This window comes from Pantoea sp. Fr-CA_6 (assembly GCF_024520895.1).
GTDB lineage: Bacteria > Pseudomonadota > Gammaproteobacteria > Enterobacterales > Enterobacteriaceae > Pantoea > Pantoea agglomerans.
On sequence record NZ_JALNPO010000017.1, the window covers coordinates 1 to 17,567 of the forward strand.

The 17,567-nt window shown below is 60.2% G+C and carries 15 protein-coding genes; 2 read left to right on the forward strand and 13 right to left on the reverse strand.

Translation table 11 applies throughout. The features are described 5' to 3' along the window. Positions 1-181 precede the first annotated feature (181 nt). The 3 genes from NR201_RS20650 to NR201_RS20660 all read right to left on the reverse strand — a co-directional run bounded on the left by NR201_RS20650 (position 182) and on the right by NR201_RS20660 (position 3,159). Positions 182-526, reverse strand: a complete 345-nt coding sequence (locus NR201_RS20650; protein WP_033780939.1) for a hypothetical protein — start codon at positions 524-526, stop codon at positions 182-184. Between the two features lie 22 nt (positions 527-548). Then, positions 549-1,895 (reverse strand): sodium:proton antiporter, encoded by a 1,347-nt coding sequence (locus tag NR201_RS20655; RefSeq protein ID WP_010253425.1) that lies wholly within the window; start codon positions 1,893-1,895, stop codon positions 549-551. A gap of 61 nt (positions 1,896-1,956) precedes the next feature. Beyond that, positions 1,957-3,159: an MFS transporter gene (locus NR201_RS20660; RefSeq protein ID WP_010253427.1), complete on the reverse strand. Its 1,203-nt coding sequence runs from the start codon at positions 3,157-3,159 to the stop codon at positions 1,957-1,959. A 93-nt stretch (positions 3,160-3,252) separates the two neighbouring features. Between NR201_RS20660 and NR201_RS20665 the strand changes: the two genes are divergently transcribed. After that, on the forward strand, positions 3,253-4,221 hold the full coding sequence (locus tag NR201_RS20665) for a LysR family transcriptional regulator (protein ID WP_052270753.1): 969 nt from the start codon (positions 3,253-3,255) through the stop codon (positions 4,219-4,221). 34 nt (positions 4,222-4,255) lie between these two features. Here NR201_RS20665 and NR201_RS20670 read toward each other — a convergent pair whose 3' ends face one another. The 9 genes from NR201_RS20670 to NR201_RS20710 all read right to left on the reverse strand — a co-directional run bounded on the left by NR201_RS20670 (position 4,256) and on the right by NR201_RS20710 (position 15,668). Continuing rightward, a complete protein-coding gene (locus tag NR201_RS20670) occupies positions 4,256-4,759 on the reverse strand; it encodes a TIGR00645 family protein (RefSeq protein ID WP_010253431.1) in 504 nt (167 codons plus the stop codon). Positions 4,760-4,813: 54 nt separating this feature from the next. After that, complete coding sequence (kdpD, locus tag NR201_RS20675; protein ID WP_010671497.1) at positions 4,814-7,489, reverse strand: two-component system sensor histidine kinase KdpD; 2,676 nt, start codon at positions 7,487-7,489, stop codon at positions 4,814-4,816. Positions 7,490-7,505: 16 nt separating this feature from the next. After that, on the reverse strand, positions 7,506-8,072 hold the full coding sequence (kdpC, locus tag NR201_RS20680; RefSeq protein ID WP_022623980.1) for a potassium-transporting ATPase subunit KdpC: 567 nt from the start codon (positions 8,070-8,072) through the stop codon (positions 7,506-7,508). Positions 8,073-8,082: 10 nt separating this feature from the next. Next, complete coding sequence (gene kdpB, locus NR201_RS20685; RefSeq protein ID WP_010671495.1) at positions 8,083-10,131, reverse strand: potassium-transporting ATPase subunit KdpB; 2,049 nt, start codon at positions 10,129-10,131, stop codon at positions 8,083-8,085. Next, positions 10,128-11,816 (reverse strand): potassium-transporting ATPase subunit KdpA, encoded by a 1,689-nt coding sequence (gene kdpA / locus NR201_RS20690; protein ID WP_010253440.1) that lies wholly within the window; start codon positions 11,814-11,816, stop codon positions 10,128-10,130. The genes kdpB and kdpA overlap by 4 nt, the downstream gene beginning before the upstream one ends. Next, positions 11,816-11,905 (reverse strand): K(+)-transporting ATPase subunit F, encoded by a 90-nt coding sequence (kdpF, locus tag NR201_RS20695; RefSeq protein WP_010253443.1) that lies wholly within the window; start codon positions 11,903-11,905, stop codon positions 11,816-11,818. The genes kdpA and kdpF overlap by 1 nt, the downstream gene beginning before the upstream one ends. A gap of 108 nt (positions 11,906-12,013) precedes the next feature. Beyond that, positions 12,014-13,180 carry an HD-GYP domain-containing protein gene (locus NR201_RS20700; RefSeq protein ID WP_010253446.1) on the reverse strand — a complete coding sequence of 389 codons (1,167 nt, stop codon included), beginning with the start codon at positions 13,178-13,180 and terminating at the stop codon, positions 12,014-12,016. 159 nt (positions 13,181-13,339) lie between these two features. Further along, complete coding sequence (locus tag NR201_RS20705; protein ID WP_256850122.1) at positions 13,340-14,296, reverse strand: 2-hydroxyacid dehydrogenase; 957 nt, start codon at positions 14,294-14,296, stop codon at positions 13,340-13,342. Continuing rightward, positions 14,277-15,668, reverse strand: coding sequence for an MFS transporter (locus tag NR201_RS20710; RefSeq protein ID WP_010253452.1), 1,392 nt, complete (start codon positions 15,666-15,668; stop codon positions 14,277-14,279). Before NR201_RS20710 ends, NR201_RS20705 begins: the two co-directional genes overlap by 20 nt. Before the next feature lie 420 nt (positions 15,669-16,088). Here NR201_RS20710 and NR201_RS20715 point away from each other — a divergent pair, with 420 nt between their 5' ends. Continuing rightward, positions 16,089-17,006: a sugar ABC transporter substrate-binding protein gene (locus NR201_RS20715; RefSeq protein WP_033759128.1), complete on the forward strand. Its 918-nt coding sequence runs from the start codon at positions 16,089-16,091 to the stop codon at positions 17,004-17,006. Between the two features lie 35 nt (positions 17,007-17,041). Here NR201_RS20715 and NR201_RS20720 read toward each other — a convergent pair whose 3' ends face one another. After that, on the reverse strand, positions 17,042-17,542 hold the full coding sequence (locus tag NR201_RS20720) for a GNAT family N-acetyltransferase (protein ID WP_010253457.1): 501 nt from the start codon (positions 17,540-17,542) through the stop codon (positions 17,042-17,044). Positions 17,543-17,567: the final 25 nt, after the last annotated feature.

Below are 17,567 nucleotides of genomic sequence, written 5' to 3' on the forward strand. Positions count from 1 at the left end.
GGCGGGGCGGCACAGGATGTGCCATCCCCGGCGGTCCGTCAGGCAGGCGAATGAAGTGAAGGAACCGCGCAGCGGCGTGAGGACCGCCAGCCCCTGAGCGGCACCAGACTGCGTTATCACCTGTCGCTTAACTGACTGGCATTAGCCGGCAGGCGCGTTTTTTTTAATTAATCCGATGCGGTTAATCTTCCTGCTGGAACTGCGCCATCACGGCCTGCTCACACTGCTGTTCGTTAACGCGCAGTTTGGCACGCTCATCATCTCCCAGCTGCAGCCAGGCACTGGCCACTTCACGCGCGGACTCTTCATCAAATTCGGGCTGATTCATCGCCGACGACGACTGACTGCGCGCCACGGTCGATTTCATCTGGTCGACATATTGATCCGCGCTGGCGACCTTTTTCTCGCCGCTGACAATGTGGCACAGCTGACTGGCATAAACATTCTGCTCAGTGTCAGCCTCGTCCGCCGCCAGCGCGCTGCCGGTGGCGAGGATGCTCAGCAGCACTATCTGAGTTACTTTCATTCTTAACTCCTGTTAGTTCGGGTTAAACCTTACGCTGAAGGGCTTCAAGGCGTTTCTGACGCCAGTTCAGCAGCGGCGACACGGTGGTGCCGTGGACCACCACGCTGCAGACCACCAGCGTTAACGCCATATTGGTCATAATTTCCATCTGCGGGCCTTCCATACCGTGCGTCCAGGCATAGGCGATGTAGTTCAGACTGCCAATCCCGCGGATGCCCAGCCAGCCAATCAGCAGACGCTGCCCCAGCGGCAGTCCGGCGCGCAGCGTCACCAGCCAGACGGCCAGTGGCCGCACCACCACAAACAGCACCAGGCCAATCAGCACGCCGTAGATGTTCCAGTGTTGCGCCAGCGTCACGCCCAGCACCACCATCATGCCAGCCGCCAGTAAACGTTCAATAGTATCGCCAAAAGAGAGGGCGTCGCCTACCACAAACCCTATCGACTTCACCATATTGTTGTCGCCCTGATGCGCCAGGCGTTTGTTAGGGTTCACCAGTGCTTCAGAGGGCAGCACGCGCTCGTCGTCAGAGAGATCGTCCGGCTGATGGCGACGGAATACGCCCATCTCAGCACGGCGTAATCCCAGCCCGGCGGCGAAGGCAGCCAGGAAGCCGGAGGCACCCAGCCACTCCACCAGTGAATAACTCAGCGCAATCAGCGCCAGCGCCAGGAAATCATTGGGCGCCACATCGCCATTGGCATTGCGCAGTCGGGTCGCCAGCAGGCCAATCAACTGCCCCAGCACGAAACCGATGATCAGACCGCCGCCAATTGCCCAGAGCACCTCTACCGCACCCCAGTGCCCCAGCATCGCCACGCTCAGGCTTTCGCCATTAAACAGCAGCAGCGCCAGCATCAGCAACGGCAGCGCGGAACCATCATTCATACCCGCTTCGCTGGAGATTGCCACGCGCAGCGAGTCATCATCCTGCGCATCGTTGACCGAGATTAAGCTCGCCAGCACCGGATCGGTCGGCGCGACAATGGCACCAAACGCCAGTGCAATCGGCCAGTCTAATCCCACCAGGAAGTGCGACAGCAGAGTCATCGCGGCCACGGTCAGCAGCATGGCGGGAAAAGCCAGTTTCAGCCCGGTGTGCCAGCAGTTGTTTTGCAGCGGCTGGCGCAGCTTGAGGCCGGTGATGAACAGCGAGGCAGCCATGGTGATTTCAGTGATGTGCGCCACGGCTTCGGAATGGGTAACAATATCAATGTGGATAACATCAAATCCCCATGGGCCGCACAGCATGCCCGCGATAAGGAACAGACCAAATGAGGTGACTGGCCCCCGGTGAATCCAACCGGAAGCCAGCGACATCAGCAGCAGAAGGCCGCCCGTCGCTGCTGTCCAGGCTAAAAAGTTCATAACACTCCAGATTATTTCGGGTTTATGAATAAGCCTGGCACATTTTTTGACGGGCGAGGTGTCAGTTTTTCAGGTGTCGACTGGCGAAGCGGACCGCCAGCGCGGCTGCACCGGCTAAGGTCGAGAGCGCAACCACGCCATTCCAGCCCCAGTGTGCCAGCGCCAGACTTCCCAGCGCCGCACCGGTGGCCATACCGATAAACACCACGGTAAACAGCAGCGCATTCAGGCGGCTGCGTGCTTCCGGCGCCAGGCCATAGACCAGCGTCTGATGCGCCACCAGGGTGGCCTGCACCCCTAAATCGAAGCCGATGGTGCAGAGGACAATCAGCGCCAGCTGGGCTGGCATTGGCAGCAGCGGCAGCAGAAACATCAGCGCAAAGGAGATTGTCACCAGCGCGGCGCCAGCCTGCGTGACCCTTGCCGGACCGATGCGGTCAGCAAAACTGCCCGCCAGCGGTGCCGCCATGGCACCCGCCGCACCGGCTAAACCAAATGCCCCGGCCACGGCACTGTCCAGATGAAAGCGGTCGCTGAGCATTAACGCCAGCGTCGACCAGAAGGCGCTAAAGCCCACTGACAATAGCCCCTGAGCCAGTGCGGCACGACGCAGCGTCTGATGGTGACGCCACAGGTGAACCAGCGACAGCAACAGGCGCGGATAGCTCACCGAGGTGCCTGGCGCGAAACGCGGCAGTACCCGCCACAGCGTCAGCGTTATCAGCAGCACCGCCAGCGCAGCAATCATATACATGGTGCGCCAGCCGAAATACTCTGCCACCACCCCGCTGACCACCCGCGACAGCAGGATGCCCACCAGCAGCCCGGTCATCACCGTGCCGACTGTTTTACCCCGACTGCGTTCCGGCGCCAGCGCCGCCGAAGCGGGCACAATATCCTGCGCCACGGTGGCGGTCAGGCCGGTGATAAAACTGGCAATCAGCAGCGCGCTGAGCCCACCGGAAAAACCACACAGCAGCAGCGCCGCCACCAGCATTAAGCCTTTGATAAAGATAATGGTGCGCCGGTCATGACGATCGCCCAGCGGAGCCAGCAGCAGGATGCCCAGCGCATAGCCGGCCTGGGTCAGCATCGGCACCATGCCGACCGCGCCGATGCCAGCGTTAAACTGCTTGCTGATGATATCCAGCATCGGCTGGCTGTAGTAAATCGACGCGACGCTGAGTCCGGCACCAGCGGCCAGGGTAAACACCAGCGGCGCAGAGAGCGGTTCATTTTGAGTCTGGGTCTGTATGGCTGACATGCTGTAATCCTCATCATTTCGTCCTGCCATTAAAGCGCATTGCGGTTATACGCGGTAGACTGACATCAGGCAAAACCGTTATACGTGGTGCGTATGAACAATCCTAACAGCAGCGATCGCATCGATCTGATGCAGACTTTTATCCGTATTGTGGAGAGCGGCAGCTTATCCGCCGCCGCCGCGCAGCTCGGCACGACACAACCCACCGTCAGCCGCCGATTGCAGAGCCTGGAGCAGCGGCTGGGCCTCAAGCTTATCCTGCGCACCACCCATGCACTGAAGCTTACCGATGATGGCGAGCGCTGCTACGCCCAGGCGCGGCAGCTGCTGGCGACCTGGCATGCGCTGGAAGATGAGCTGACCGGGGCCAGCGATGACCCGGTGGGTACGCTACGGGTTCGCGCCCCGCACGCCTTTGGCCAGGATCAGCTGATCGCCCCGCTGGTGGACTATCTGCACCGTTACCCCCGGCTCAATATTGAGTGGATGCTGAATGACCGCACGCCCGACTTTATGGCGGAGAATGTGGACTGCGCCATTCAGGTCGGCGCGCCAACCGATCCTTCGGTGGTGGCGATACTGCTGGCAGAAGTGCCGCGTATTGTGGTGGCCGCCCCGCACCTGCTGGCGCAGCAGCCGCCGATAGAGCGGGTTGAACAGCTGCGCGATCTGCCGTGGCTGGCACTGACCAGTTTTTACCGTAACGAAGTGGTGTTGCAGAAGATTGACGACGGCCAGCCGGTGAACCTGGCGATTACGCCCCGGCTGAGCAGCGACAGTTTATATGCGGTGCGCAAAGCGGCACTGGCAGGGATGGGAGCCGCGATCGTCTCGTCCTGGGCGGTGCAGGAAGATCTGGCGGATGGCGGCCTGGTTCAGCTGATGCCTGCGTGGCAGGCACCGCCGCTGCCGGTGTGGCTGACCTATCCCTGGGCGAGTTACTACCCGGCCAGGCTGCAACACTTTTTTGCCATGATCAAAGAGGTGATGCCGCAGCTGGCGGGCACGCGTCCGGCCTCACAGCCAGCGGGTCGTTCAGGGGGAACAGAGCGGAAAGGGTAAAGCAGGCGCCCGCCTCAGCGGGCCGCCAGAGAGGTTACTTCGGTTTTTTATCGCTGCGCGACATCTGATCCAGCCAGCCCATCACAAAGGCGGAGAGCACAAAGGTCAGGTGGATAATCACGTACCACATCAGCTTGTCGTTTTCGACGTTGCGCGCTTCCATAAACACCCGCAGCAGGTGGATCGAGGAGATGGCGACAATGGAGGCAGCGACTTTGTTTTTCAGCGAGCCGGAGTCCATCTTGCCCAGCCAGCTCAGCTTCTCTTTATCTTCGTCGATATCGAGCTTAGAGATGAAATTCTCATAACCTGACAGCATCACCATCACCAGCAGGCCGCCAACCAGCGTCATATCCACCAGCGACAGCAGCAGCAGGATCAGATCGTTTTCCGCAATGCTGAAAATGTTGGGCAGCAGGTGGAAAATTTCCTGGAAAAATTTAATGGTCAGCGCCAGCAATCCCAGCGAAAGTCCAATGTAAACCGGGGCCAGCAACCAGCGCGATGCATACATCAGGTTTTCGGTAAAACGTTCCATACAATCCCACGAATAATCAAACAGGTCCGGGAGTATAACCGATCAACTGTGAAGTTATTTCAGCCCTTCGTCAGAAATTTCAGGGACCGGCGGCAGCGGCAGCGAGAGACGAAATGCCGCGCCGCCTTCGGCCCTGTTCTCTGCCCAGATCTGACCACCGTGGCTCTCGATAATGGTTTTACAGATTGCCAGACCCAGCCCGACGCCCGGCACCGCCGACTCTTTGTCGCCCCGCCAGAATTTATCGAATATCCGGCTTAAATCGTCTTCGGCAATGCCCGGTCCGCTATCCCAGACCGAGATCTCCAGCCGTGACGCCGCACGCCAGGCGCGAATGCCGCGTGGTGCGCTGTTACCGGCATACTTCAGGCTGTTCTCAATCAGGTTGGTGAAGACCCGCTCCAGCAGCGTGCTGTCGCCTTTGATCAGCACGATGTCGTCCGGCAGATCGAGCCGGACCTCATGCCCTTTCAGTGATGGTGCCATGCTGCTCAGCGCTCCGCCGACCACCTCTTCCAGCGCCAGCCACTCCTCACGCAGGTTGAGGCCGCCCGACTGAATGCGCGCCATATCCAGCATGTTGCTCACCAGCCGGATGGTGCTCAGCGTCTGCTCGCGGATCTGACTGGCCTGCGGCACATATTTTGAGTTGTCGCTGGCCAGGTCGAGCATCAGCATTTCCGCCTGACCAAACAGCACGGTCAGTGGGGTGCGCAGGTCGTGGGACAGCGCTGACAGCAGCGCATTGCGCAGCTGTTCACGCTCCGCCGAGAGCCGGGACGCCGCCTCGCTATGCGACAGCGCCATCCGTTCCAGTGCGTTAGCAATCAGCACCGTAAAGGTTTCCACCAGCCGCTGCTGCTCGGGGATCATCAGCTGACGCAGGTTCTGCGGCTCCACCACCAGCAAACCCCGGCAGTGCGCGCCACTTTTCAGCGGCAGGATCTGATAAGGCACCGCCGGTAAGGTATCGGTGCCCGCACCCGCAGGCTGGCCTTTGCTGTAACTCCATTTAGCAATCGCGCGATCCGGCTCGCTGGCCGGTAACGCATCGCCCACCGGTTGCAGTTCGCCCTGCTCATCCGGTAGCAGCAGCAGGCAGCGCGCCTGTAACGTGGCATCCAGCACCCGCTGGCTGGTGGCGGCGATATCCTGCGGCGTTAACGCACTGCCCAGCGATTTCGCCATCTCATAGAGCTGGCGCGCCCGCTGCTCGCGGTAGCGCGCCACCCGCGCCTGATAACGTACGCCTGCCGTGAGATTGCCGACGATTACGCCTACCGCCAGCATCACGCCAAAGGTCACCAGATATTGCAGATCGGAGACCGCCACCGTGCCGGTGGGGGCAACAAAGAAGAGGTCAAAGGCGACGATATTCATCACCGTGGCGATCACCGACGGCCAGCGGCCATAGCGCAGCGCCACGATCACCACCGCCAGCAGATAGATCATCACGCAGTTGGCGGGATCGAAACCGATCAGCACCGACTGCCCGGCGGCGGTTACAAGGATACAGAGCACCAGCGCCATCATTACGCCGCGCAGCTGAATACGCCATTTTTCGCTGGTGACGCGGCCATCCGGCAGCGGATGCGGCGCATCCTTCAGCGGCTCATCCAGCGCCACCACCAGCAGATCGAGATCCGGCCCCAGCTGGCCGAGCCGTTCGGCAAAGCTGTCACGCCGCCAGCGCCGCAGCGGGCGACGACCGGTGACAATTTTGCCCAGATTGTGCGCGCGGGCGTAACCCAGTACCGCTTCGGCTTCATCCGGCTCAGAGAGGGTCGCGGTTTCCGCGCCCAGCTCCTGCGCCAGCTGTAACGTACGGAGAATCGCCCGTCGCCGCGCTTCCGGCAGCCGGTGCAGCCGGGGCGTTTCGACATAGACCGCGTGCCATTCACTGCCAAGCCGCGCCGCCAGTCGGGCGGCGGTGCGCACCAGCTTTTCACTGCCGCTGTCGTCGCCAATGCAGAGCAGAATGGCGTCGCGGGTGTGCCAGACGCGCTCCCGTCCCTGCTGATCGCGCCAGGCGCGCATCTGATCATCCACCCGATCTGCGGTGCGACGCAGGGCCAGCTCACGCAGGGCGAACAGGTTACCTTTGCGGAAAAAGTTTTCGATGGCGCGTTCCGCGCGGTCGCCAATGTAGACTTTGCCCTCTTTAAGCCGCTGCCGCAGATCGTCGGGCGGCAGATCGACCAGCACCACTTCGTCGGCGCTGTCGAAAAAGGGATCGGGCACGGTTTCGCGCACCTGAATGCCGGTGACGCCGCCTACCACATCATTGAGGCTCTCAAGATGCTGTACGTTGACGGTGGTCAGTACATCGATGCCCGCTTCCAGCAGCTCCTCAATATCCTGCCAGCGCTTGGGATGGCGCGAGCCCTGCACGTTGGTGTGCGCCAGCTCATCCATCAGGATCACCGCCGGATGGCGAGCCAGCGCGGCATCAAGATCAAACTCCGCATGACGCGAGCGGCCGGTTGCGCGACGCGGCAGCAGAGTTAACCCTGTCAGCAGCTGCGCGGTTTCCGGCCGGTCATGGGTCTCTACCACGCCGATTAAGACATCCAGACCCTGCGCGCGCAGCCGCTGTGCCTCCTGCAGCATGGCGTAGGTCTTACCCACGCCCGCACAGGCACCAAAGTAAATTTTCAGCTGCCCGCGATGAGTCTCGCGGTTAGCCTGCAGCAGCGCGTCGGGATCGGGACGCTGGGGTTCGTGGTTCATCGCTTCCTTTACACCATTACAGTTCGTTGAGCGCCATATTCAGCTGCAACACATTGAGGGTCGGTGTGCCGAGGAATGGCATCAGCGGACGATGCGTCATCTTATCAATCAGCGCCTCGACCTGCGGCAACGGCAACTGGCGGCTGGCGGCGATACGCGGTGCCTGCCAAAGGGCGGCCTGTGGCGAAATATCCGGGTCCAGCCCGCTGGCTGACGCGGTGACCAGTTCAACCGGGACGGCGGCCGGTGCCTGCGGATTCGCGGCCCGCAGCGCAGCGACGCGATCGGCTACCGCTTTGTCCAGCGCCGGGTTGCTGGCGGCCAGATTGCTGCCCCCTGAGGCCAGCGGATTATAAGGTTTATCACCACTGGCTGAAGGGCGGCCCCAGAAATAGTTGGGCTGGGTAAAGTTCTGGCCAATCAGCGCCGATCCGCGCGCCACGCCATCCTCCTCCAGCAGCGAGCCGCTGGACTGGGACGGAAACAGCCACTGCGCCAGACCGGTGGTGAGCAAAGGATAAACCACGCCGGTAACAAGCGTAAGCAGCAACAACAGTAAAATTGCCGGACGTAACTGACTCATTTTTCTCTCCTCAGGCCATGCCTGAAAACACTAACAGCAGATCGATCGCTTTGATGCCGACAAACGGCACCAGCAGGCCACCCAGACCGTAAATCAGCAGGTTGCGGCGCAGCAGCGCAGCGGCGCTCAGTGGGCGGTAGCTGACGCCTTTCAGGGCCAGCGGAATCAGGAAGACAATCACCAGAGCGTTAAAGATCACCGCCGACAGAATCGCACTGGCTGGCGAGTGCAGGTGCATCACGTTAAGCATGTTGAGCTGCGGATAGGTCGCCGCAAACGCCGCCGGAATGATGGCGAAGTATTTCGCCACGTCGTTGGCGATACTGAAGGTGGTCAGCGAACCGCGCGTCATCAGCATCTGTTTACCGATATGCACCACTTCCAGCAGCTTGGTCGGGTTCGAGTCGAGATCGACCATGTTGCCCGCCTCTTTCGCCGCCTGGGTACCGGAGTTCATCGCCACCGCCACATCCGCCTGCGCCAGTGCTGGCGCATCGTTGGTGCCGTCGCCGGTCATCGCCACTAAACGTCCTTCCGCCTGATACTGGCGGATCAGCGCCAGCTTGGCTTCCGGCGTGGCCTCTGACAGGAAGTCATCCACGCCCGCTTCCGCTGCAATCGCTGCGGCCGTCAGCGGGTTATCGCCGGTGATCATCACCGTTTTGATACCCATTTTGCGCAGTTCGGCAAAGCGCTCTTTGATGCCGCCTTTGACGATATCTTTCAGCGCCACCACGCCCAGCACGTTCGCGCCCTCTGACACCACCAGCGGCGTGCCGCCACTGCGTGCCACCTCTTCCACCTGCGCATTGACCTCGGCCGGGAAACGGCCATGGTTCGCTTCGATGTGGCGACGTACCGCATCGACCGCGCCTTTGCGGATCAGTCGATCCTGCACGTTCACGCCGCTCATGCGGGTCTGCGCAGAGAATGGAATAAAGCTGGCACCCATGCTGCTGAGATCGCGCTCACGCAGATTAAATCGCTGTTTCGCCAGCACCACGATGCTGCGCCCTTCCGGCGTCTCATCGGCCAGCGAGGCGAGCTGAGCGGCGTCGGCCAGTTGCTCTTCACTGACGCCCGGCGCGGGCAGGAACTGGGTCGCCTGACGGTTACCCAGCGTGATGGTGCCGGTTTTGTCCAGCATCAGCACATCCACATCGCCCGCGGCTTCCACCGCACGCCCGCTGGTCGCAATGACGTTAGCACCCAGCATCCGGCTCATCCCCGCCACGCCAATCGCCGACAGTAAGCCGCCGATGGTGGTCGGGATCAGACAGACCAGCAGCGCAACCAGTACCGTGATGCTGACCGGCGTTCCGCCCCATGCCGAGAACGGCCAGAGTGTCACGGTCGCCAGCAGGAACACGATGGTCAGTGACACCAGCAGGATGGTCAGGGCGATCTCATTCGGGGTTTTACGGCGTTTCGCGCCTTCCACCATGGCGATCATCCGGTCAAGGAAGGTTTCGCCCGGGTTGGCGCTACAGGTGATCACCAGCCAGTCCGAGAGAATGCGGGTCCCGCCGGTGACGGAGGCGAAGTCACCGCCCGACTCGCGGATCACCGGTGCGGACTCACCGGTAATGGCGCTCTCATCCACCGAGGCACCGCCTTCCATCACTTCACCGTCGCAGGGGATGATGTCGCCCGCTTCCACCAGCACGGCATCGCCTTTGCGCAGCTCATCGGCACTGACCTGCTGCCACTCGGCGCCATAGCGCGCCGCTGAGAGTTTTTTGGCAAAGCTAGTCTTTTTCACCCCTTTCAGGCTGCTGGCCTGGGCCTTACTGCGCCCTTCTGCCAGCGCCTCCGCCAGGTTGGCGAACAGCACGGTGAACCAGAGCCAGACCGCAATCGCACCGGTAAAGCTGGCGCTGCCGCTGATCCGGCCGGTCAGCATCGCCAGCGCCAGCAGCGAGGTCAGAATACTGCCGAGGTAGACCACAAACATCACCGGGTTACGGAACTGCACCCGGGGATCGAGCTTTTTCACTGCATCCCAGGCCGAGGTACGCAGCAATGCTGCGTCAAATAACGCCTGTTGTTGACGACTCATGAGGATTGTCCCTGAACAAGTTGCAGATGCTCAGCCACCGGGCCCAGCGCCAGAGCAGGAATAAAGGTCAGTGCACCCACCAGCAGCACCGTGCCGATCAGCAGTCCGATAAACAGCGGACCGTGGGTTGGCAGCGTGCCGTTACCCACCGGCTGCACTTTTTTCACCGCCATCGCACCGGCAATCGCCATCACCGGAATGATGATGCCGAAGCGGCCCAGCAGCATGCAGGCAGCCAGTAGCAGGTTCCAGAACGGCGTGTTAGCACTCAGTCCGGCAAAGGCGCTGCCGTTGTTGTTAGCCGCCGAGGAGACCGCGTAGAGCACTTCGCTGAAGCCGTGAATGCCGGGATTGGCCATGGCACTGCGTCCGGCGTCGGTCATCATCGCCAGTGCGGTACCGATCAGCACCAGCGCCGGTGTGACCAGAATCGCCAGCGCGGTCATTTTCATCTCCCAGACGTCGATTTTTTTACCGAGGAATTCCGGGGTACGACCGATCATCAGCCCGGCGATAAACACCGCCAGCAGCACAAACAGCAGCATGCCGTAGAGACCGGCACCGACGCCGCCAAACACCACTTCGCCCAGTTGCATCAGCCACATCGGCACCATGCCACCCAGCGCAGTAAAGGAGTCGTGCATGGCATTCACCGCACCGCAGGAGGCGGCAGTGGTGATAACCGCGAACAGGCTGCTGTTAAGAATGCCAAAGCGCGTCTCTTTACCTTCCATGTTGATGGCGCTGTCAGCACCCAGCTGGAGGAAGTGCGGGTTGCCCTGCAGTTCGGCCCACATGACGACCGATACCGCCGCCACAAACATCAGCGTCATCGCCCACAGCAGCATGTGGCCCTGACGACGGTCACGCACGCTTTCGCCAAACGCGAAGCAGAGCGCCGCCGGGATCAGGAAGATGCTCAGCATCTGCACCAGGTTAGTCAGCACCGTCGGGTTTTCAAATGGATGGGAGGAGTTGGCGTTAAAGAAGCCGCCACCGTTGGTGCCCAGCATTTTGATCGCTTCCTGCGACGCTACCGGTCCCATCGACAGCGTCTGCTGCACGCCTTCCAGCGTGGAGAAACTGTGATAAGGCGCGAAGTTCTGGATGCTGCCCTGGCTGACAAAGAACAGCGCCATCAGCAGGCTGATAGGCAGTAAGACATAGAGCGTGATGCGCGTCAGGTCGCGCCAGGCGTTACCCAGGGTCGCAGAGCTGCGATTAGCAAAGCCACGGATCAGCGCAAATGCCACGGCGATACCGGTCGCGGCTGAGAGGAAATTCTGCACCGTCAGGCCCACCATCTGACTGAAATAACTCAGGGTGCTTTCGCCGCTGTAGGATTGCCAGTTGGTGTTGGTGACGAAGCTCACGGCAGTGTTCAGCGCCAGATGCCAGCTCAGGCCAGGCAGCTGCTGCGGATTCAGCGGCAGCGCGCCCTGCATCAGCAATATTGCCAGCAGCACCACGAAACCCAGCGCATTAAACAGCAGAATCGCCAGCAGGTAGTGCGGCCAGCGCATGTCCGATTGTTGTGCGCCCAGCAGTCGCCACAGCGGCGCTTCCAGGCGGGCAAACACCGGCTTGTCAGCCACTAACGACGCCAGACCCCGTCCGAGCGGCTGCGCCAGCACCATCAGCAGCAGCAGATAGAATGCGATGAGTAAAAAAGCATTGGCCGCCATCAGAAGGCCTCCGCATTTAACAGGGCATAGATCAGATAGCCCAGTAACAACACCACCAGCACAATGCCGGTTATTACGCCCACGCTCACAGGAACCTCCAGAGGATTGGATTTATGGCTTAGCTTGCGCGGAGGCGTATAAAGAAGGGGTTAAAATGCAGCGGGCGGGCGTAAAAATAGTGTAAAAATGGCGAAAAATCAGGCGACTTCCAGCGCCCAGATACGATTGAGATCGACGTTACCCCACAGCGTGCTGTCCTCTGCGCCTACAATGCTGTCGGTGCAGAAGCTGTCGCCAAGGTCGAGCTCTTCCGGTTTCACTTCACGCTGGGCGTGCAGCGACCAGAAGACATGCACGCAGGGACGCATCAGCGATTTTTCGCCCGCTTTCACCACCAGCGCCACCCGGCCGGAGGCCAGACGCACCAGCGATCCCACCGGATAGATGCCGATGGTCCGTACGAAGGTGTGCAGCAAGCCAGGGTCGAAATGGCCGCGCCAGCTCAGCATCTGGTGCATCGCCTCGGCGGGTGTCCAGCCGTTGCGATAGGAGCGGGTCGAAGTGACGGCATCATAGACATCGCACACCGCCGCCATGCGGGCGTAGAGCGAAATCGCCTCGCCTTTCAGGCGGTGCGGATAGCCGCTGCCATCATATTTTTCATGATGATGCAGGGTGATATCGAGCAGATCGTCATCGGCGTCGGCTTCTATCAGCATCTGCGCACCGACCACCGGATGCTCACGCATCACCCTGAACTCCTCTTCAGTCAACTTGCCCGCTTTGTTCAGGATCGCCAGCGGCACGGCCGCTTTGCCGACATCATGCAGTAAACCGCCCATGCCCACCCGACGCAGCTCCTGCTCATCCAGTCCAAGTTTTTTACCCAGCGCAATCATCAGCCCGCAGACCGCCATGGAGTGCAGGTAGGTGTAGTCATCATGATTTTTCAGTCGCGCCACGCTCAGCATGGCAGAGGGTTCACGCGTGATCGATCCGGCGATTTCATCCACCAGATCCATCATATAATCGAGCTTCAGGCCGTTACCCAGCCGCGCTTCGTTGAACATCGCCAGCACTTTCGGTTTGCCCTGCAAAAAGATCTGCTGTGCCTGATCCAGTTCCTGGAAAAACGGGGTGCGGCCAATGGTTCTCTTCGCGACCGTGGAGGCGATCGGCGCCTGCACCGATCGATCGAGGTCGATCCAGAGCTGGCGGATCCCTTCAGTGCGAAGCATGGCGATTTGTCGGGGATCGGTGATCAGCATCTCATTATGAATGCGCTGGTCTTTTATCCACCAGACCTCCAGCTTGTGGATAAACATCCCTGGGCGCAATTCATCAATGGTAATCAGCTTTATCACGCTATCACTCTTTAATATCAGCGGGTGGTAAGGTGATATCGGCAGCCGGACAAATTTTCTTCAGGCTGTTTTGTGCGAAGGTGAGGGTCTGGTGAGTGGTCAGAGGAGAGGCGTCCTGCCTCGCCCCCGTTTCAGCAGGGGGTTAAGACGCCGCGGTGGTTACACTACCCGGGTCAGCACCGGCTCACCACGGGCAAACGCCAGCATATTCTCAAAGACCAGGTCAGCCATCGCCGCCATGGTTTCGCGGGTACTGCTGGCGATATGCGGCGTGATCACCACATTGTCGCGCTGGCGCAGTGCGTCAGGCACCTGCGGCTCCTGTTCAAACACATCCAGCCCGGCACCGGCGATCTGCCCGGTTTCCAGCGCATCCACCAGCGACTGCTGATCCACCACGCTGCCGCGCGCAATGTTAATCAGATAGCCCTGCGGTCCCAGCGCCTGCAGTACTTCCGCATTGATAATGTGGCGCGTCGCGGCACCGCCCGGCAGGGTCAGCACCAGAAAATCGGCCTGCTGCGCCAGCGCCACCAGGCTCTCATGACGGGTGTAGGGCACATCGGGGCGTGAACGCGGGTTGTAATAGTGAATCGCCATATCAAACGCCTGCGCGCGCCTTGCTACCGCCTGACCGATATTGCCCAGCCCGACGATACCGCACACCTTGCCACCGATTTTGCTGCTCAGCGGAAAGCGGCCCTGCGTCCAGTGACCGGCGCGTGTGAAGCGATCGGCCTCGCTGATGCGGCGCGCCACATCCAGCAGCAGCGCCATCCCCAGATCGGCGACGCAATCATTGAGCACCTCCGGCGTGTTGGTCACCACAATGCCGCGCGACCGGGCGGCTTCCGTATCGATGCTGTCATAACCGACGCCGTTACTGCAGATCGCTTTCAGGTTTGGCAGCGCGGCGATCAGCGCGGCCGGTGCGCCCATCACCGCGTTGCCGCTGGTGACCAGCATGTCGATATCTGCGCCCTGCTCAGCCTGAAAGGCTGCCTCATCTTCCGCCTCCCACAGCCGGAACGCGGTGAACGTCTTTTCAATGTTCTCTATCAGCTGCGGTGGCAGGAATTTCCCTCTGATCAGCACCTTACATTGCTTTAATGCCATCTTCTTTCTCCTGATTGTTATAGGATGCCGGGCGATCGCTCTCTTCACCAACGCGTTCAATCGGTCCCATCACCAGCAGGAACAGCAGGGCCGCTACCACGCAGTGTGCCGCCACAAACGCCAGCCCGATGCTGTAGCTGCCGGTCAGACCGACGATGATGCCGAACAGCAGCGGCGTGGTGAAACCGGCAATATTGCCGATGCCGTTAAAAATAGAGCCTGCCAGGCCCACCGCCTCTTTGGGTGCGGTGTCGCTGATCACCGTCCAGGTGCCTGCCCCGGCCGCTATGCCTTTACCGAAAAAGGCGAAGGACATAATGGCGATAATACCGCTATTGCCCGGAATGATCGCCGCCAGCACCAGACTGGACGCCATCAGCATGCCGACGATATAGGGCGTTTTACGCGCCCAGGAGACGCTCCAGCCCCGGGCGATTAACTTGTCTGACAGGTAGCCGCCGCTGATCCCGCCCAGAAAACCAAACAGCGCCGGAGCAACGGTGGCGAAGCCCGCCTCCATAATGTTCATGCCGCGAGCCTGCACCAGATAGATCGGAAACCAGGTAATAAAGAAGTAACTGAGCGCAATGATGCAGTACTGACCGAGATAGGCGCACCAGAGCATGCGATTAGTGAGCAGCTTTCTGAACATCGCTTTACTGACCGGTGGCCGCGCTTTCAGCGTCTGCGCCGAGTCGATATCCACCAGCGCACCACCGTCGACGATGTGGCGCAGTTCACTCTCTGACACGCCAGGGTGATTGCGCGGCTCGCGCATCCAGGCAGCCCAGACAAACACCGCCAGCAGGCCGATGCCGCCCAGCACAAAGAACGGCCACTCCCAGCCAAAGCGCGACACCAGCCAGCCTGACAACGGCGAGAAGATGGCGACGGCAAAATATTGCGCCGAGCTGAACAGCGATGAAGCCCGTCCCCGCTCTGCGCCAGGGAACCACATAATCACCACGCGCGCATTGGCGGGAAAGCTGGGTGCCTCGATCAATCCCAGCATAAAGCGCAGACCAAACATCAGCATCAGCGCGCCGGTCATGCCGCTGGAGAACTCACCAACGAATCCCATCGCCAGCGTCGAGACTGACCAGAGCGCCAGCGTGACGCCATACACTTTTTTAGCCCCGAAGCGGTCAAGAAACAGCCCGCCGGGAATCTGACCGATAACGTAGGCCCAGCTGAAGGCAGAGAGGATCAATCCCAGCTGGATCGCTGACAGGCCGAACTCCTCTTTGATCGCCGATCCGGAGATCGAGAGGATCGAACGGTCGGCATAAGCCACGACCGACAGAAAGAGGATCAGGCAGAGGATCCAGATGCGCACATGAGACGTCCGGTGAGTCGTTTGGTCTTTAAGCATGAGCTGAATTCCTTAAAAAGCGGCAGGTTGCGCCACGAGGTTTTTTTCAGGAATAACGCTGAGATTTCCCGCTTAAGGAAATATAGATAGGAGGCTAACGATGGATCATTGTGCGGATGTTGAGATCGTCAGGCCCGATTCAACGGTTTTCTGACAACCACCACAAAGGCCAGTGCGATGCTGCACAAAAGCGCAAAAAGCCGCGGCTGACTGCCGCAGAGTGTGCGCCACGTCGAGGATTTCATCGGCGCTGGCAGCTATGACGCGGCGATTTTACGGCAAAGTGTGGCGGCGCTAGCAAGAGTGAAAAGGGCCGGTTGTCAAACCCGGCGACTGTTCATAAGCTGCAAATGATAATCTTTGTCCATTTTTATAATAAATGAAAAATCTATTCCACTCAGTTAACCTCGGGAGTCTGCAATGAAAAAACGTGCATGGGCAATACTCTGTCTGCTCTCTCTTTCCACGTCGGCGCTGGCAGAGAAGATTGGCGTCTCAATGGCCTATTTCGACCAGAATTTTTTGACCATTATCCGCCAGTCGATCGAGAAAGAGGCCAAAGCGCGTCAGCTGGATGCGCAGTTCGAAGATGCACGCGGCGACGTGGGCCGTCAGACCGATCAGGTGCAGAGTTTTATCAGTTCCGGGGTGGACGCGATTATCGTCGATCCGGTCGACTCCGCCAGCACCCCTGCCCTGACCAGACTGGCGCAGCAGGCTCACATTCCGCTGGTCTACGTTAACCGCACGCCGGGCGATAAAACCCTGCCGCCGGGCGTGGTGTTTGTCGGCTCTGACGAACGCGAATCGGGCACGTTGCAGATGGAAGCGCTGGCGAAGCAGGCGGGTTATCGTGGCAGGGTCGCTATTATCATCGGTAACCTCAGCGATGCGGGTGCGCTGCAGCGCACCAAAGATGTGGAGCAGGTGGTAGCAAAGTATCCCGACATGAAAGTGGTGCTGAAGCAGACCGCCAACTATTCGCGTAATGAGGGCATGGATTTAATGCTCAACTGGCTGTCGAACGGGGAAGAGATCGATATTGTCGCCGCCAACAACGACGAAATGGCGATTGGCGCAACCATGGCGATTGCCCAGGCGAAACCGAAGAAAACCATTCTGGTGGGCGGCATTGATGCCACGCCGGATGGCCTGAAAGCCCTGGCAAGCGGCAAACTGGCCGTCACCGTGTTCCAGGATGCCGTGGGTCAGGGCAAAAAATCGGTCGAGGTGGCGCAGCAGATGATCAAAGGGAAAAAAGTCGATTCCCACCAGTGGATCCCGTTTGAACTGGTGACGCAGCAGAACATGCAGCAATACAGCAATAAAAATCCGTAATGAAAAGCGGAGCGGCAGCGCTGCCGCTCCGGTTATCACTTCTCGTGCAGCAGTTTCGCCATCATCACCACATCGCGCAGCTGACCGTCGCGCAGGGCGGCCTGCCGCATCACCCCTTCACGCTCAAAGCCCAGCCGCTCATAGAGCCGCAGCGCCCGTTCGTTGTCGTGAAACACCTCCAGCTCCATACGCGTAATCCCCAGCCAGTTACGGGAATAGTCGAGCGCGGTGCGGATCAGGCGCTCACCGACGCCGCGACCGGCGTAATCGGGATGCACGCCCAGCCCAAAGCTGATGCAGTGGCGGGTGCGCGGCTTGTTATCCACAAACAGCGTCAGCTCACCGGCCAGCACGCCCTCGATCTCCGCGACAAAGGCGATAAACCCCTCGGCATCCATTCTGGCGATTTTTTTCTCCCAGGTGGCAACGCTGGGAAACGGCAGCTGCAGCGTCCAGGGATAGACATCGGGATGACTATAGAGTCGCTGATAGGCGGCGGCATCCTGCGGTTCCCGTGCCCGAATAATGATTTCCATATTTTCTCCTTTTAGCCGAACGGGG

Coding starts and splice junctions, on each gene's coding strand:
- NR201_RS20650 (WP_033780939.1), bottom strand. CDS start 526: ATGAAAGTAACTCAGATAGTGCTGCTGAGCATCCTCGCCACCGGCAGC.
- kdpD (WP_010671497.1), bottom strand. CDS start 7,489: ATGAACCACGAACCCCAGCGTCCCGATCCCGACGCGCTGCTGCAGGCT.
- NR201_RS20665 (WP_052270753.1), top strand. CDS start 3,253: ATGAACAATCCTAACAGCAGCGATCGCATCGATCTGATGCAGACTTTT.
- NR201_RS20660 (WP_010253427.1), bottom strand. CDS start 3,159: ATGTCAGCCATACAGACCCAGACTCAAAATGAACCGCTCTCTGCGCCG.
- kdpA (WP_010253440.1), bottom strand. CDS start 11,816: ATGGCGGCCAATGCTTTTTTACTCATCGCATTCTATCTGCTGCTGCTG.
- NR201_RS20710 (WP_010253452.1), bottom strand. CDS start 15,668: ATGCTTAAAGACCAAACGACTCACCGGACGTCTCATGTGCGCATCTGG.
- NR201_RS20705 (WP_256850122.1), bottom strand. CDS start 14,296: ATGGCATTAAAGCAATGTAAGGTGCTGATCAGAGGGAAATTCCTGCCA.
- kdpC (WP_022623980.1), bottom strand. CDS start 8,072: ATGAGTCAGTTACGTCCGGCAATTTTACTGTTGTTGCTGCTTACGCTT.
- NR201_RS20720 (WP_010253457.1), bottom strand. CDS start 17,542: ATGGAAATCATTATTCGGGCACGGGAACCGCAGGATGCCGCCGCCTAT.
- NR201_RS20670 (WP_010253431.1), bottom strand. CDS start 4,759: ATGGAACGTTTTACCGAAAACCTGATGTATGCATCGCGCTGGTTGCTG.
- NR201_RS20715 (WP_033759128.1), top strand. CDS start 16,089: ATGAAAAAACGTGCATGGGCAATACTCTGTCTGCTCTCTCTTTCCACG.
- kdpB (WP_010671495.1), bottom strand. CDS start 10,131: ATGAGTCGTCAACAACAGGCGTTATTTGACGCAGCATTGCTGCGTACC.
- NR201_RS20655 (WP_010253425.1), bottom strand. CDS start 1,895: ATGAACTTTTTAGCCTGGACAGCAGCGACGGGCGGCCTTCTGCTGCTG.